This window comes from Mesorhizobium sp. WSM4906 (assembly GCF_029674625.1).
Lineage (GTDB): Bacteria > Pseudomonadota > Alphaproteobacteria > Rhizobiales > Rhizobiaceae > Mesorhizobium.
Map to the genome: position 1 here is coordinate 6,473,806 of NZ_CP121355.1, position 15,699 is coordinate 6,489,504.

Genomic DNA, 15,699 nt, shown 5'->3' on the forward strand with positions numbered 1-15,699 from the left:
ACCGACCGCACGCCCGCGATCATCGCTGGTGTTCAGGTCGCCTTGATTCCTGCCTGGCCGATTTTGCGCCATCGGGCGTTTTCGCGAACCAGCTTCAGGTCGTCGGTCGTCTCGGCAAATGTCCGCAATCGGTATTGCCGAAGCAGGTGCGGGAAGAGCGCCCCTTCCGGCAGGCCGGCAAGCTGCTCGCGAACCGAGAGCTTTTCATCGATGACCCGCGTGCCCCAGGCATTTTCCCGAACTTGCAGTTCCGCGGCCAGATCGCGCTCTTCCGGCGCGTTTTCGTCCAGTACAGCCAGCAGGATCGAGTGGAAAAGCGCTACATAGCCAATCTGTCTCAGGCCGCCCACGACCCTTACCCGCGGCAAGATAGCGAGGACGAGGAACATCAGGAACAAGTTCGGCAGCAGCACGCCGCCGAGCAGCGCCTGCCTAAGATGCAGCCGCTCGAACGGGATGGAAAGACCATGCGGCCTGTCAGGCTCGATCAGGTGCCCGTTCTCGAGGACGAGCCTGCGCACGCGCTCCTCGCGGATGCCCCAGAAATAGTCCGTGGTATTGGGCAAGAATCTGCCGAATGGGCCCGATGCGGCCTCCTGCAAGGCTTGTTCGAGACGCTGCCGTCTTGCGGGTTGGATGAGAAGCCTGGAAAGAAGGCTGCCGTCATGTTCCAGATGCCGCGCCATGGCGGCGGCGGCGAGCCGATCATCGATGAAGACGGGAACGGTCATGCCGGAACGATCCCAATTGGCGACCAGAGCCTCGTTGAGGGCTGTCAGCCCGTCGGCGGCGGTTCCAAACACCTTGTCCTGACGGGCAAGCAGAGTGCCCAGCCAGCGGCTGGCGTCCGTTTCATCGCCCACCGCTTCGAGCGCGCGCTTGTTGAGGGAGACGGGACCGGCCACGCAGGCGCTTTTGCGGCACAGCTTGTGGCGCCCCATGCCAAAGAGGTTGACCTTATCGTCGCCGACATCGAGCCATCCCGGCCCCTCCCGGCCAACTGTTTCCATGGTCATCGTCGTTCCCATGAAATTGACGAAGGCCGACAGCCCGTTTTCGACCGCGCCGATCCAGGCAAGCAGGAGGGCATCGAAGGTGATCCGGTCCATCAGAAGCAGGCAGTGCAGGCCGGATTGAATCACCGGTCTGTGCTCGAACTCTTCGAGGGCCTTGCCGATCTCCTCGGGCTGCATAATCGCACCGAGGCGTTGACGCAGGACGTCGCGCAGGATCGAGCGGGCAGCGATTGCCGGGCCCGAGGCAGGCCTTGCCACCGGCCGCCACAGATGGCGGGCATAGTCGGAAACCGATGCATTCCAATTCTGCTCAATGTCGCGCACGACTTCCGGGCAGAGCAGCGACAGCACGGCCAGAATTTCCGTCGGAGGCGTAGGGGTTGGATCAGCGACGGCGGTCATTGGTCCCGTCTAGCCCCATGTGGTGCAAACGCCAAGGGAAACAGCGAATCTTAGAACCGCAGTCGTGCCATGCTCAGGAGGTCGTGGTACTGCCCGTCGGTAAAACCGGCCTTCACATGCCGACCTTCGATCTCGAAGCCGTGGCTTGTGTAAAGACGGATAGCCGGTTCGTTGTCGGCATAGACGGTCAATTCGACCCGCTTCAGGGCCCGCCAGTTGTCGGCCACGTCAAGCAGCGCGCCAAGTATGGCGGAGCCGATGCCCTTGCCGACAAAGGCATCGTCGACGCCGATATTGATCTCGCCGACATGCGAACGGCGCGGCGAGTCCTGTGCGACCAGGCTGCCATGGCCGACGACCCTGCCGTCCACCTCGGCAACGATCCAGGTGGTTTCCTGGCCGGACTTGGCGATGCGCCGCTCCACCTGCTCCACCCTTTCGAAGGGCATCCTGAACGTGCCCCAGCGGAAGCCCGGCATGTTGAAGATAGCGCAAAGCGCCTCCGCATCGCTTGACCGGACGGGTCGGAGCTGTGGCCGGATCTTCTCGGACGATGGCGAGGTCGTGCTGGTCATGGCGTTCCCGGCTAGAGCAATTCCAGGAAAAGTGTAAGCGGTTTTCCGCCCGGAATTGCGTCAGCACAAAGAGATAGAGCAGTTCGCCGTTTCCTTTGAAACGGTGAAATGCTCTAAGCAATCGGTCCGACACGATGCACCGGACCTCACCTGAAAATCCAGCCGTCTCTTTAACCTACGATGCCGGTTGCGAGCTGAAATATTGGGAGGCGGCGTAGAGCTTGAAGGCGCCGCTGATGCAGATCCAGCCGAAAAGGGCGAGCCAGCACAACGTCCCGGTCGCCGTCCAGTTGATCCGGTGCACCGCAGCGTCGGTGATGACGAGGCCAAGGATGGCAAGCAGGCCAACCAGAAACTGCGCCAGGCCCAGCACCAGCAGTTCCTCGCGCGGCGCGCTTCTCAAGACGAGATATATCCCGCCCGCACCGGCGAGGAAGATGGCGCTGTAGACCTGAGCGTGGAAGGCATCGACCGGCCATGGCCAGAAGCTGCTGAATGTCAGGGGAAACAGCAACAGGCCGATGCCATAGAATCCGAGGATCGCCAATTCCACCGGCATGTAGCTGCGCCATGCCGGGTTTAAGGTGACGCCCTTTGCAGAAGGACGGTCCCTGGCCCACCACAGGAACAGCCCGGACACCGCGACCGAGCCAAGATAGACCAAAAACCAGAGCCAGGGCGCTTTGCGCTCGAAGTTGAAATAACCGAGATTGATGAACGAAGCTGCCGACACGATGACGGTGAAGATGAAGGCCATGACGAGCACGAGCCTGCCGGGCGACCAGCGATTCCAGAACAGCAGCGCCGCCATCACGACCATTTCGGCGGTGTAGAAGCCGCCGAGGAAGCGGGCATTGAACGGGGTGACGGCCCAAGGCCAGCGCGGCTTGACCAGCATAGGCGCGAAAAACAGGCCCGCGCCCACGATCAGGACGATGATCACCACCACGGAGAAAAGGCGCAGAGTCGCGGGAAATGGCGGATTGTCGGATGTCGGCATGGGAGAAAGCCCCAAAGATGAACGCCCGTGGACCATCATAGTGCCGCTTGCGGCCGGTGAAAATCTGCCGGATGGAATTGAACTGTCACCAGGCTTGTCTATTCGAATGGCCGTACTGTCCGTTTCGAAGTAAAATGCAGCGGCCAGACCAAGGAGCGGTCCGGTCAACATGGCTTGGGCGCATTTTCGGAGCCTGCACGATGAACGAAGCTCAGGATCTGTTCTCGCTTCTGCGGCAATCACCAGATGTCGATCCACTGGCAATCGACGCGATCCAGCGAACCATCGCGGAAGGCGGGGACCGTGAGCTTTGCCGCATCAATGCGCTGGCCTTCGCCAGCAAGCATGGCCTTGATGAGGAGCGCGCCATAGGCGCCTTTCTCCATGCTGCGCGGGTTGGCATCTTCGACATTTCCTGGAATGTTCTGTGCCCCGGTTGTGGCGGCGTGCTCGACACCAACGCCACGCTGAAAACCCTGCAGAAGGACGAGTACACCTGCTCGCTGTGCGCCGAGGGCTATTCGCCGACCCTCGACGAGATGGTCGAGGTGACATTCACCGTCAGTCCTCGCGTGCGCAAGATTGCCGCCCACAATCCACACGAACTGCCGTTGGTGGAATATTTCCGCCAGATCTACTGGGCGTCCGGTGTCGATCTGCCGGAAGAGGATTTCGCCAAGACGATGGAAGCGTTCTCGCTGGAGGATATCGAGCTTGCGCCCGGCGAAAGGGCTGTTCTACCCGTGCAGCTTCCGTCCGAATTCATCATCGTCTTCGAGCCGGTCACCCATTCAGTGCAGTTCATCGACGTCAAGGGAGAACCGACAAGGGAGCGCCGAAGCCTCTCCTTGGTCTTCGACCGCGAGCATATCCAGAGCCAGACGCTGGAGATGCAGCCCGGCCCGTTGCGCATTTCGCTGGAAAACAGGACCGACACCCGCGTGCTGCCGACGGTCTTCATCGCCGGAAAGGAATTGCATGATCTCCTGGGAAAACGCCGGCCCTTCCTGACCGCCAAGCGCCTGCTCACCAACCAGACGTTTCGCGATCTCTATCGCACGGATACGCTCGACATCAACCAGCGCCTGAAGATCACCAGCCTGACCTTCCTGTTCACCGACCTGCGCGGATCGACCGAGCTTTATGAGCGGGTGGGCGACCTTTCAGCCTTCGATCTCGTGCGCGAGCATTTCCAGGTTCTGCACGAGATCGTCGCGGCGGAGGCAGGCGCGGTGGTGAAGACGATCGGTGATGCTGTGATGGCGACCTTCGCGACGCCTGATCGTGCGATTGCCGCGGCCCTCAGGATGCGCGATGCCATGCGTGCGCTCAATGAGAAGAGCGGGCGCGAGGACCTGTTGCTCAAGATCGGAGTCCATGCCGGCCCCTGCATCGCCGTTTCCATGAACGAGCGTCAGGACTATTTCGGCCAGACGGTCAACATCGCTTCGCGAGTCCAGAACCTTGCCAACGCACAGGCGATCTTCGCCACTCGTGCGGTGGTCGACGACAATCTCACCGCCGATCTGCTGCGCAGGAAAGCGCTGAAGCCGGAGCCCCACGAGGTTTCGCTGCGCGGCATCGAGCGAGAGATAGCGGTCTATACGATCCCCTGAAGACTTCTCGCCCCTCACACGCGCCTGCAGATAAAATAACGATCGGTGGGCACCGAGGGCGGCGGCGGGAGGCCTTGCAACTGCGGGTGATCGAGCGGCGTGCCGCTGACCGCGATGCCGCCGACGCGAAGCAGGCGCGCGGTCAGATCGGGAAGCCAGGTAGCGGTCACTGCATCGAGATCTTCATAGCCGGTGCCGATATCGGCGTGAACAAGAGCGGCGTCGATGCCAAAGAACCTGGTTGCCGTCTCGCGTATTTCGCCGAGCACGAGGTTTTCAGCTTCGGGAATTGAGCTGGCGTGTGCGGCAAGCGCGCGGTCGAACGCCACGATCCGGCGTCCGGGCAGGCGCTCGCGCAGATGATGAAACGTCCGGCCATTGCCGAGGCCGAGCTCGATGATGGGGCCCTCGATGTTCGCCACCTCCGCGCAGACTTGATCGAGAATGTCGCGCTGCGCGGTCAACCTGCGGATGAAACTCTCGAGGCGGCTCATATGCGTTTGTGTGTCCTGAACCAGCTCAAGAGATCGGCAATGCGCGGGACCAGGGTGAAACGCAACAGTGACGTGCTAGGCCCGATCCAGCCTCGCCGCATATAGAGGCGAACGGTGAACGCTGCAACAACCGAACAGGCCGCCGACAAGCCAGTTGGAGTCTGCGGCCCGGCATGCGGCGGAATGGAGATGTCACTTGTAGGGGTCCGCGGCATCCCGCAAGCCGTCGCCGAGGAAGTTGAACGCCAGGATGACGAGAATGACGGGGAGGATCGGCAAAAGCAGCCATGGATAGAACGCGATCACGCTGACGCTGCGCGCCTCGGTGAGCAGGATGCCCCAGCTGGTTATAGGCGCCCGCAGGCCGAGCCCCAGGAAGCTCAGCGCCGTCTCGCCCAGGATCATGCCGGGTATGGAGATCGTCGCCGTCGCGATCAGATGCGACATGAAGCCCGGAATGAGGTGCCGCCGGATAATGCGGCCGCTGCTGGCGCCCATCAATTGCGCGGCCAGAACGTAATCCTCCTCACGCAAGGCTAGAAGTTTTGAGCGCACGGCCCGCGCCAGTCCGGTCCAGTGGAGCAGCCCGAGGATGACGGTGATGCCGAAATAGATCAGGATCGGGCTCCAGGTTATCGGCATGATCGCCGCCAGAGCCAGCCATAGCGGGATGCTGGGAATCGATTGCAGAACCTCGATTATCCGTTGAACGATCAGGTCGAAGATACCGCCGTGATAGCCGGCCAGCCCCCCGATGACGATGCCGAGCAGGAAGCTGAAACCGATGCCGACAAGGCCGATTGTCAGTGAAATGCGTGCGCCATAGATGATGCGCGAGAGCACATCGCGTCCCAGCCTGTCGGTGCCGGCCAGAAAGAGCTGGCCGTTCTCGGCAGGGCAGACAAGATGCCTGTCGCCTTCGATCAGGCCCCAGAACCGGTAACTGTCGCCCTTGCAGAAGAAACGGATCCGCTGAACATCATCCTGTTTATCGGTGTAGTTTCGCTTGAGCGTGTCCATGTCCAGCGTCATCTGGCGGCCATAGACAAACGGCCCGACGAACTGGCCATTGTGGAACAGGTGCACCTGCTGCGGCGGCGAATAGATGTAGTCCATGTTGCGCGTGTGCAGATTGTAGGGCGCCAGGAACTCGCAGATCAGTATCCCGAGATAGAGCGCTACCAGGAATATGCCGGATATAAGGGCAAGCCGGTGCCGTCGGAATTTCCACCACATCAGCCGCAACTGCGACGCCTGAAAGACCTTCGACTGCTCCGCCGTCATCGCCTCGACCGACTGCAGGTCAAAGGGCGCGATGGATACGTAGTGTTGCAGCGGGGCACCCGGAGCGGGCAGCGGCGATTGCGTGTTCATTTGGTGCTGCCGCCCTGCAAGCGAATTCGCGGATCAAGCAGCGCCAGCGCCAGGTCGGAAATCAGGACTCCGATGACCGTCAGGAAGGCGAGGAACATAAGGAACGACCCTGCCAGATACATGTCCTGGCTCTGCAGCGCCCTGATCAGCATCGGCCCGGTCGTTTCCAAAGACAGCACGATCGCCGTGATTTCGGCGCCGGAGATGATGGCCGGCAGGATGGAGCCGACGTCTGAAATGAAGAAATTGAGTGCCATGCGCAGCGGATATTTGACCAGCGCCTTGAAGGGGTGAAGGCCTTTGGCGCGCGCGGTCACGACATATTGCTTGTGAAGCTCGTCGAGCAGATTGGCGCGCAGCCGCCGGATCATGCTTGCCGTGCCCCCGGTGCCGATGATCAAGACCGGGATCCAGAGATGGGCGAGGATAGACTTCGCCTTGGCCCAACTCATCGGTTCGCCGAGATATTGCTGGTCCATGAGATGGCCTATGGACGTGCCGAACCAGATGTTGGCGAAATACATCAGGATCAGCGCCAGCATGAAGTTCGGAATGGCAAGGCCTAGAAGGCCGAACAAGGTCAGGCCGTAGTCGCCCCAGCTGTATTGATGCGTGGCGGAGTACATGCCGATCGGAAAGGCGATGAGCCAGGTGAAGATGATCGTGACGAAGGAAACCAGCACGGTCAGCCACATTCGGTCACCGATGACATCGCGAACCGGCAGCTCATATTCGAAGGAATAGCCGAAATCGCCGTGTAGCATCCCGCCGACCCAGTAGAAGTAGCGAATGACCGGCGGCTTGTCGAAACCATACTCCTTGCGCATCATCTGGATGCGATCGGAATCCACCGCTTCGCCCTGAGCCCGAAGTTCGGAAACATAGCTGTCGAAATAGTCGCCTGGGGGAAGTTCGATGATCGTGAACACCAGCGCCGATATGACCAGCAGCGTTGGAACCATCACGGCGATGCGCCAGACAATATATCGAAGCACGCTCAGGACTCTCCAAGCCAGAATGTGTCCGGCATATAGACACCGAAATAGGCGGTCGGGTCGTAGCCGTAGAGCGCCTTGTCAGGCAGATTGCGCAGCCGCGAGGACGCCAGAATCGGCTGATGCGTTCCGTTCACCGTGCCGATCGAAAACACCTGGTCGGTGTAGATCGACAGCATTGAATTCCAGATTTCGGCGCGCTCCGTAGCCTTGGTCGATGCGTTCCAGCGCTTGAGCAAAGCCATCAGCTCGACCACAGGCGGAAGGTCGGGCGCCTCGCCGACCGTGCCGTGAGACAGGTAGTGAGCGCCCCAGAGCGGCCATTGCAGCTGGTCGTCGATGGTGGGGGCCAACTGGTACGGGTTCATGTCGGCGGTCGGTACGCCATTGTCGATGCCCGACCAAATCGACATCATGATCTCGCCACCAAGCGCGCGGCTGCGGAAGATGTCTCGCTGCGAAGTCCGGACGAACAGGGCGATGCCGACCTGCCGCCAGTGATCGGTGATGAGTTCGAGCGCATCGGTTTCCAGCGTGCTTTCGCCGGCCGTTTCCACGATGACCTGCGCCGGGCGTCCATCGGGCAGTATGCGCAGGCCGTCATCGTCACGCGTCTGAAGCCCGACCTCGTCGAGCAGGGCATTGGCCTGGTCGGGATCATGGGCGACCCAGGCTTTCGCGAATTCCGGCCGGTAGAGTGGGCTCTCCGGCAGGACGGTATCGGCACTCTCCTGCGCCAATCCGTAGAACACGGCCAAATTGATTTCGCGCCTGTCGACAGCAAGCGAAAGTGCGCGGCGCACGCGCACGTCGCGAAGCAGGCCACGCCACACCTTGTCGGCACAATTCAGATTGGGCAGCAGCGCCAGCCGCGAACCCTGTGTGCGTTTCCAAAGATGCATCTTCACCGGGTAGCGCTTCTCCGCGTCCTTCAGGAAGGAGTAGTCGGCAAAGTCGATTCCCATGCATTGCAGGTCGCTCTCGCCCGCACCGGTCTTGGCGGAAATGATCGCCGACGAGCTGACATTCATGACGATCCGGTCGACATAAGGCAGTTGCCGACCGTTCTCGTCTACTCGATGAAAGAACGGGTTGCGCTCGAAGATGAACTGCTCAGCCGGCGGCTTGGTCCGGTTATGCCAAGGATCGAGAGTCGGCAGTTCCGGGTTCTCCGGGCGATACTGACGCGACATGCGGATATGCAGGAGCGTCCATTTCTTGGCCCTGTTCTCCTCCATCAGGCCGGCGAGCCGGAATGGATCCTGGTATTTCTTGTGGAACTGCTTGAGATAGGCGGCCGGCAGGACAAGCGATAGCGGCGAAGCAGCAGCGAGCTTGGGCAGGAAATCGGGATTGGGCGCATCCCAGCTGTAGCGGACCGTCAAAGGATCGACGATCTCGAAGCGTGGCGGCTTGCCGTCCGCCAGCAAGGCCGGGGCGAGCCCGCCTTGCGAAAGCTCATCGTTGAGCCAGACATCTTCCCAGCAATAGCGAAAATCCTCCGGCGTCAGCAGGCTGCCGTCGGACCACTTATGTCCTTCCCGTATCTTGAAAGTGAAGACGCGGTCATCCGCTACGTCGAAACTTTCGAGAATGTCGGGTTGCAGGTTGAGCTTTTCGTCATAGCCGACCAGGCGAGCATACCCATAGATCGTCATCAGCCGGATATCTTTCTGGCTGCCGATGATCGTGCGCAGCGTGCCGCCGTACTGGCCTGGCTGTCGGCCCATCGCAGCGAGATTCAACACGCGCGGGTTCTTGGGCAAGCGTTCGGCGAGCGCCGGTACCGCCAGGGCCTTCAGCAGCGGCTGAAGAAATTCCGGCTCCAGATCGCCGGCACGCAACGTGCCCGGCACAAATGCCGAAGCCATAAGTCCAAGGACGGTGCGCCGGCTGATCAATGGCGCAACTCGCTGACATTGGCCGAACGTCGGGCCAGCACGAGATGGCCGCCGCCAAGATCGAGCGGCGACAGCATATCCTCGCCGCCCTCGTCGCGGAATTGCGGTCCCCAAGCGCTCGTGTCGGAAGCGCCGCTGAGCTTCAGCGTCTTGAAATCCATCGGCCTGTCGAGATCGGGGAAAGGCACTGCGGCGACCAGTGAGCGCGTGTAGGGGTGGATCGGTTTCCTAAGCAGAATCTCGCGTGGCGCAAGCTCGACGATGCGCCCGCCGCACATCACCGCGATGCGGTCTGCCATGTAGTCCACCACCGCCAGGTTGTGGGATATGAACAGGTAGGTCAGGCCCAGTTCCTTCTGCAGGTCCTTCAGAAGGTTCAGGATCTGCGCCTGGACGGAGACATCGAGCGCCGAAACCGGTTCGTCGCAGATCAGAAGTTCAGGCCCCAGCGCCAACGCGCGCGCGATGCCGATACGCTGACGCTGCCCGCCGGAGAAACTGTGCGGATAACGCTTGATGAAGCGCGGATCGAGCCCGATTGCCTGCATCAGGCTCTTGACCATGGCGAGTCGGGACGCGGCATTGCCACGTTGATGGATTTCCAGCGGCTCGCTCAAGATGTTCTCCACCGTCATGCGAGGTGAAAGCGATGAAACCGGATCCTGGAAGACCATCTGGATTTTCGCGCGCAGCGTGCGCAAGGCCTCGCCCTCGCCTGCCAGGACGTCGATCGGTCCATCGCGGCCGTTGAAGATCACAGAGCCGCCGCTAGGGGTTACGGCCCGCATGAGAATTTTGCTGACGGTGGTTTTGCCGGAACCGCTTTCGCCGACCAGACCCAGGCACTCACCCCGCCTGATATCGAAGCTCACGCCGTCCACGGCGCGAACAGAGGTTTGATGATCCCCGCCGAACCATCCGGACTTGCGGATGGTGAAGGTCTTCTTCAGATCCCTGACCGACAGCAGGATGTCGTCCGGCCCCTTCGATGACGGCGCCGTCTGCTTGCCGAGCAGGTTGCCGACATTTACCGGCACCTCGCGCAGCGCCTTTAGCCTTTCGCCTGGCTTCAGTTCGAAATGCGGAACGGCTGCCATCAGCCCCTTCAGGTAAGGGTGGCCTGGCCGGCGGAATATCGCTTCGACAGGTCCCGCTTCCATGATCTCGCCATGATACATGACCACCACCTCGTCGGCGACATTGGCAACCACGCCGAGGTCGTGCGTGATCAGCAGCATCGCCATGTTCAGCTTGGTCTGAAGCCCGCGCAGCAATTGCAGGATCTGCGCCTGGATGGTGACGTCCAACGCCGTCGTCGGCTCATCGGCGATCAACAGGGCGGGCCGGCAGATAAGCGCCATGGCGATCATGGCGCGCTGGCGCAATCCTCCCGAAAGTTCAAAGGGGTACATGTCATAGGCGCGCTTGGGGTTGGGAAAGCCGACAAGGCTGAGCATTTCCTCGGTCCGCGCCTTGCGCTCCGCCCGAGTCATCGGCGTATGAATCCGCAGGGATTCGCTGACCTGGTTGCCGATCGTGTGCAGCGGCGACAGCGATGTCATCGGCTCCTGGAAGATCTCGCCGATGCGGCTGCCCCTCAACGCCCGGATTTCGGGTCCATCACGCGGCATCTTGAGGATATCCTGCGTCTTGCCGGGCTTTTCAGGATCGGAAAACAGGATGCGGCCGCGAACATGGGCCGAGTTCGGCAAAATGCCCATCACTGCCTGGCTGAGAACCGATTTTCCGGAACCTGACTCGCCCACGAGCGCGGTGACCTTGCCCGGCAGCACGCGAAGATTTGCGCGCCTGACGGCATGCAACGGCCCCCCGACAATGGCAAAAGAGATGCCTACGTCCTCGATCCGCAGCAGATCGACACCAGAATTCATTCTCGCACCAGCCCCACTCTGGCAAGTCCAGAAAGCGAGACTAGCGCATTGCCAGCCCAGAGCAACTTGGATTTCGAAACGGTCGCCAGTGGCGGAGCCGGCGACCGCACTGTTTGCCAAAAGCGTGGGGATCAGATCGTGGCAGCTATTGGATCTTGCTTGGGTCGCCCGCCGCCATGCGCGCGGCATCGCGATGAAGCAGCATGACCTGCTCGGCGTCCGATCTTCGGTCGTAAATCGGCTCCAGCGCACCGTCTTCATCGAGTGCGAGAGCGCCCGACAGATCGGGTGAAAGCACCGTCAGCTTCTGCTTGATGCCAGCCAGCTCCTCATTGCCGAGCGTCAGCCAGCTGTTGGCGCCGCAATAGCCGGCGAAGTCTTTGCTGGCGAGAACGCTGTGCGGATATTTCTTGGTCAGGGTCTGGAGGCGCTGGACCTCGTTTACAGCCGAACCGAAGACAGAGAATGTAAGCCGGTCGGTAAGCCCGACATTGCCGAACATCACGTTGCCGACATGCAGGCCGATGCCAAATTTTATGTCGGACAACCCCTGTTCCTTTCTGCGCAGATTGAGATCCATCATACGCGCGCTGGCCTTGTGGGCGGCCGCAAGAGCAGCCTGGCAGGCGGTCTCGGACTGCGAACGGTGCCTTTCGCAAGGGTAGATGGCAATGAAGCCATCACCTATGAAGCTCATGATCTGCCCACCGTTGCGATTGAACGGTGCAGCAACGGCGTCGAAAAACTGGTTCAGCGTATCGATATAGATTTCGCGACCGGAGGTTTCGGCAAGCCTTGACGACCCGCGCATATCCCCCATGACCAGTGCGGCCCGGATAGTATCTCCCTCGCCGCGCTTGATCTGGCCGTCAAGTACGCGCCTGCCGGCGTCGCCGCCGAGATAGGTGGTCATCATGTTGTCGGCGAGCTTGGTGAGCACCGCCATCTTGGTGGCGATAGCGAGATGGCTCTGGATGCGCAGCAGCGCCGAAATCATACTTTCGCTGAAGCCTGCGGCGCTGTCGGTGGACCACGACCCCATCATGCCCTGACTGGTGTTGCCGCTGAAGGGATGGACGAAAGCCATGTAATCGGTGACGCCCATAAGCCGCAGGTCATCGAAAACAGGAAACTCCGACAGCACCGAGGGGTCGAGCCGGCGTCGCAGATGGTCGAGCTTATTGCTGAGCAGATGGTAGTATGGGCTGGTCAGGAATCTTTCGGACGGCACGCCGGCCTGCTTGCGGAAGCCTTCCACTTCCATGCCCTGGCCGCGAACCCAGGTGAAGCCGAGCGCATCATAAAGCGGATGAAGCATCGAGAAGCTCAAATGCACCCGCTTCAGCGGCAGGCCGGCAGCAGCCAGCCGTTCGCAAAAGCCATTTACCAATGTTTCCAGGTCGTTGCCCGCCAGTGCCGAGTGGGTCAGCCAATCGGCAACCTTATCCATGAGAATGGCGGAAATTTCTGCTTGCGATGTGCTCATGCTATCTCGAAACCCGTCGAAGACGGAGCCATTACCCTCTGTTCTGCCATAACACAGTCCGCCAACGACGCCACGATAAGATACCCGAAGTCAACGAGGCCGGCCTCGGCGGCAAAAGCGGCGAAGCATTTCCCGGATCACTATCGTTGCAGCCAAGAAGAAGGCGTAAATGCATCTGTGTTCTGCTTGCGTTATGTGGCGAGGCAGCCGGCAGAGTGCAACCACGATCCTGACACTGGCAAAAATTCGCCGGCTCAGACGCCGTCAAGCCTTCACCACCGTCTCTCGGACCAGCCCGAGACGGCCAAAAACATTGCGTGTGTCGACGATCAGAAGGGCGTGATCAGCGATCGTCTGATAGTCGATCGCGTCGTGGTCGGTTGCAACGACGACAGCATCGAAATCCTTCAAGGCTGCCTTGGTCAATTCGACCGAGCGGCGCCCTTTGATCGCCATATGCTCCCGGGTGGTCGGGATCTCGGTAACATGCGGGTCATGGAATTCCGCCTTGCCGCCCCATTCCTCGATGAGTTCAATGAGCCGCAATGAGGGGCTTTCGCGGATGTCGGGCACATTCTTCTTATAGGCGAGCCCGATGATGAGAATGCGCGAGCGGCTGAGCGCCTTGCCGCAGCGCCGGTCCAGCGCCTTCGCGAGTTCATCGACGACATGACGCGGCATGGCCGTGTTGATCTCTGCCGCCAGCTCGATGAAGCGGGTCGGCAGTTCGTATTCGCGCGCCTTCCACGTCAGGTAGAAGGGATCGATCGGAACGCAGTGCCCGCCAAGTCCGGGGCCAGGATAGAAAGGCATGTAGCCGAAGGGCTTGCTCTTTGCCGCCTCGATCACCTCCCAGATGTCGATGCCCATCGCGCCGAGAACGACCTTCAGCTCGTTGACGAGGGCGATGTTGACCGAGCGGAAGATGTTTTCCGTCAGCTTGACCGCCTCCGCTGTCGCCGTCGAGGAAACCGGAACGACGGTCTTGACCACGCCCTGATAGAAAGCCTGCACGAGCGTCGCCGCTTCAATGCCGTCGCCTGCCACGACCTTGGGGATCGTCGCGACCTCAAAGCTGCGGTTGCCGGGATCCTCGCGTTCGGGCGAGAAGCCGAGGAAGAAGTCTATCTTCGACTGCAGGCCGGTTTCTTCCAGTATGGGCTTGATCACGTCGTCGGTGGTGCCGGGATAGGTAGTCGATTCCAGCACGACGAGCTGGCCGGGACGCAGATGTTTCGCAATGGTGCCTGCCGTGTTCCTGACAAAGGAGAGATCCGGCTCACGGTTTTTCGTCAGCGGCGTCGGAACGCAGATGATGATGACCTCGCAGACGGCCAGTTCGGCAAAATCCGCAGTGGCACGGAATCGTCCGCTCGCCACCTGGCCGGCAAGGGCTGTCGACGTCACCGCCTCGATGTAGGATTGGCCGTTATTCAGGCTCTCGACCTTCTGGGCTTCGATGTCGAAGCCGGAAACCGGAAAGCCGGCTCGCGCGATCGCAACCGCCAGCGGCAACCCGACATAACCCAGTCCGATCACGCCGACCTGCGCGGCGCGCGTCGAAATCCGGTTCAGAAGACGGTCATATATCGATCCTGAGGCGTCCAAAAATCTGCTTCCCGTCAATTCGGACAGGCTGTCCGCTCGCATGCCGAAGCTCACTTGGTCCCAAGACCATGGCCGAGGCATATTGCGGAAGATCGGTTTCCGCAAGCCGTCATCAAGCCGGCACCTTCGCCTTCAGGCTTGCGGCAGCCATCGCATAGCCGCCGGCCGCGCCATCGATGAAATGAAGGTGATCGCGCTGCAGCGGCGAAGCGACCAGGCATGTCATCAAGGCCGATTTCTGGCGGTGCAGGCCATAGTTGCAGATGCCCGCCTCTTCCGCCTGCTTCAGCCGGTTCTCGATCCGTTGCAACACATCCGCGTCAACGTCGATGGTCATCTTCAAGCCGTCGTCGAACTTCCGGAAATCCGAATTGCTGGCCACGTCGCGTTTGTAGACCTTCGGATCGAAACCGCCGATCGTCCAGCCAAATCGATCGGTGACAGCCGTAAGCGTCATCAGGAACATCACCCACAGCTTCGCCAGCCACCGCCGTCCTGCCGACGCCGTGGCCCGCGCCTCGATATCAAGACCGGCGGGTATCAAACTGTAGTCCGGCCCGTTCACCGGCACCGGGTGGCCATCGCGCTCCTGCCTGCCGGCTAGTGCGATGATGTCGGAAACCAGAAACTGAAAACCGCGCAAGTCGCGCGACGCCCCCGGGATTGCTATGATCGAGACGATTTCCCCGTGCCGGGCTTCGATCGGGTTCCATCGGCAGGAGAGGCCGGTCAGATCCGGCCGCGCGCCGGCGGGCGCAGGATCGATCCGGTAGCGCCCCGCTTTCATCTCGGCTTCCGCCCAACTGCTGCCGCCGCCGCCGAACATGGCATAGAGGACCGCTTCGGACGCCTGGAACCTCGCCACGCGAACGTCGAGGCCTTGCGCTCTTATGTCCTTTATCGGCACGATTGCGGCACGCAAGGTTAGGTCCAGTTCGTCCGCCACCCATCTCTGGACGGCCGCCAGCGCGTTGCGGGTGATCTCCAGCGCCGAGCCGGGAACCGCCACGAGCGCACCGTCGCCGCCGAAGACAAACGGAAGATCTTGCCGGTCCAGCGCATTGAGCAGCGCCGAAATGACGCTGGCACCGGCCATATTGACGGTTTTATAGCGCCCGGCCTTGATCGCCTTGGTCGAGCCGACGATGTCGGCGGTGGCCAGCGCCCAGCCATCGGGGAGAGGTCGGTAGTTGTCGATATCGGCGACGCTTTCGAACTTTGCGAAGACCGGCAGGGAAGCGACAAACGGATCGGACGCGGCAGCTGTTTCCATGAGCATCAGATAGCACATTCCCCTGCTTGAAGAGTGAAGTCGATCATGCTTCGAAATTGACTAGCGC

Annotated in this window: 12 protein-coding genes; 1 reads left to right on the forward strand and 11 read right to left on the reverse strand. The window is 61.0% G+C overall.

What is annotated here, in order from left to right; translation table 11 throughout:
• Positions 1–32: 32 nt before the first annotated feature.
• From QAZ22_RS31265 to QAZ22_RS31275, 3 genes are all read right to left on the reverse strand, one after another.
• Positions 33–1,418: a hypothetical protein gene (locus tag QAZ22_RS31265; RefSeq protein ID WP_278204749.1), complete on the reverse strand. Its 1,386-nt coding sequence runs from the start codon at positions 1,416–1,418 to the stop codon at positions 33–35.
• A gap of 50 nt (positions 1,419–1,468) precedes the next feature.
• Complete coding sequence (locus tag QAZ22_RS31270; protein ID WP_278204750.1) at positions 1,469–1,993, reverse strand: GNAT family N-acetyltransferase; 525 nt, start codon at positions 1,991–1,993, stop codon at positions 1,469–1,471.
• Between the two features lie 175 nt (positions 1,994–2,168).
• The gene (locus QAZ22_RS31275; RefSeq protein ID WP_278204751.1) at positions 2,169–3,164 is read right to left on the reverse strand and encodes a hypothetical protein; all 996 of its coding nucleotides are present in this window, start codon (positions 3,162–3,164) and stop codon (positions 2,169–2,171) included.
• A 29-nt stretch (positions 3,165–3,193) separates the two neighbouring features.
• Here QAZ22_RS31275 and QAZ22_RS31280 point away from each other — a divergent pair, with 29 nt between their 5' ends.
• Positions 3,194–4,609, forward strand: a complete 1,416-nt coding sequence (locus tag QAZ22_RS31280) for an adenylate/guanylate cyclase domain-containing protein (protein WP_278204752.1) — start codon at positions 3,194–3,196, stop codon at positions 4,607–4,609.
• A 14-nt stretch (positions 4,610–4,623) separates the two neighbouring features.
• Here QAZ22_RS31280 and QAZ22_RS31285 read toward each other — a convergent pair whose 3' ends face one another.
• The 8 genes from QAZ22_RS31285 to QAZ22_RS31320 all read right to left on the reverse strand — a co-directional run bounded on the left by QAZ22_RS31285 (position 4,624) and on the right by QAZ22_RS31320 (position 15,650).
• Positions 4,624–5,103, reverse strand: coding sequence for a class I SAM-dependent methyltransferase (locus QAZ22_RS31285; RefSeq protein WP_278204753.1), 480 nt, complete (start codon positions 5,101–5,103; stop codon positions 4,624–4,626).
• Positions 5,104–5,295: 192 nt separating this feature from the next.
• Positions 5,296–6,477, reverse strand: a complete 1,182-nt coding sequence (locus QAZ22_RS31290; RefSeq protein WP_278204755.1) for an ABC transporter permease — start codon at positions 6,475–6,477, stop codon at positions 5,296–5,298.
• Complete coding sequence (locus QAZ22_RS31295) at positions 6,474–7,472, reverse strand: ABC transporter permease (protein ID WP_278204756.1); 999 nt, start codon at positions 7,470–7,472, stop codon at positions 6,474–6,476. Before QAZ22_RS31295 ends, QAZ22_RS31290 begins: the two co-directional genes overlap by 4 nt.
• A 2-nt stretch (positions 7,473–7,474) precedes the next feature.
• Positions 7,475–9,373, reverse strand: coding sequence for an ABC transporter substrate-binding protein (locus QAZ22_RS31300; protein ID WP_278204757.1), 1,899 nt, complete (start codon positions 9,371–9,373; stop codon positions 7,475–7,477).
• Complete coding sequence (locus tag QAZ22_RS31305) at positions 9,370–11,265, reverse strand: ABC transporter ATP-binding protein (RefSeq protein WP_278204758.1); 1,896 nt, start codon at positions 11,263–11,265, stop codon at positions 9,370–9,372. The genes QAZ22_RS31300 and QAZ22_RS31305 overlap by 4 nt, the downstream gene beginning before the upstream one ends.
• 145 nt (positions 11,266–11,410) lie before the next feature.
• Positions 11,411–12,751: an adenylate/guanylate cyclase domain-containing protein gene (locus QAZ22_RS31310; RefSeq protein ID WP_278204759.1), complete on the reverse strand. Its 1,341-nt coding sequence runs from the start codon at positions 12,749–12,751 to the stop codon at positions 11,411–11,413.
• 264 nt (positions 12,752–13,015) lie between these two features.
• Complete coding sequence (locus tag QAZ22_RS31315) at positions 13,016–14,359, reverse strand: nucleotide sugar dehydrogenase (RefSeq protein WP_278204760.1); 1,344 nt, start codon at positions 14,357–14,359, stop codon at positions 13,016–13,018.
• A 112-nt stretch (positions 14,360–14,471) separates the two neighbouring features.
• Positions 14,472–15,650 (reverse strand): DUF3095 domain-containing protein, encoded by a 1,179-nt coding sequence (locus QAZ22_RS31320; protein WP_278204761.1) that lies wholly within the window; start codon positions 15,648–15,650, stop codon positions 14,472–14,474.
• Positions 15,651–15,699 lie beyond the last annotated feature (49 nt).

Bases quoted from the DNA above. Each gene is read 5' to 3' on its own strand.
- QAZ22_RS31265 (WP_278204749.1), bottom strand. From the start codon at position 1,418: ATGACCGCCGTCGCTGATCCAACCCCTACGCCTCCGACGGAAATTCTG.
- QAZ22_RS31270 (WP_278204750.1), bottom strand. From the start codon at position 1,993: ATGACCAGCACGACCTCGCCATCGTCCGAGAAGATCCGGCCACAGCTC.
- QAZ22_RS31275 (WP_278204751.1), bottom strand. From the start codon at position 3,164: ATGTTGACCGGACCGCTCCTTGGTCTGGCCGCTGCATTTTACTTCGAA.
- QAZ22_RS31280 (WP_278204752.1), top strand. From the start codon at position 3,194: ATGAACGAAGCTCAGGATCTGTTCTCGCTTCTGCGGCAATCACCAGAT.
- QAZ22_RS31285 (WP_278204753.1), bottom strand. From the start codon at position 5,103: ATGAGCCGCCTCGAGAGTTTCATCCGCAGGTTGACCGCGCAGCGCGAC.
- QAZ22_RS31290 (WP_278204755.1), bottom strand. From the start codon at position 6,477: ATGAACACGCAATCGCCGCTGCCCGCTCCGGGTGCCCCGCTGCAACAC.
- QAZ22_RS31305 (WP_278204758.1), bottom strand. From the start codon at position 11,265: ATGAATTCTGGTGTCGATCTGCTGCGGATCGAGGACGTAGGCATCTCT.
- QAZ22_RS31310 (WP_278204759.1), bottom strand. From the start codon at position 12,751: ATGAGCACATCGCAAGCAGAAATTTCCGCCATTCTCATGGATAAGGTT.
- QAZ22_RS31320 (WP_278204761.1), bottom strand. From the start codon at position 15,650: ATGTGCTATCTGATGCTCATGGAAACAGCTGCCGCGTCCGATCCGTTT.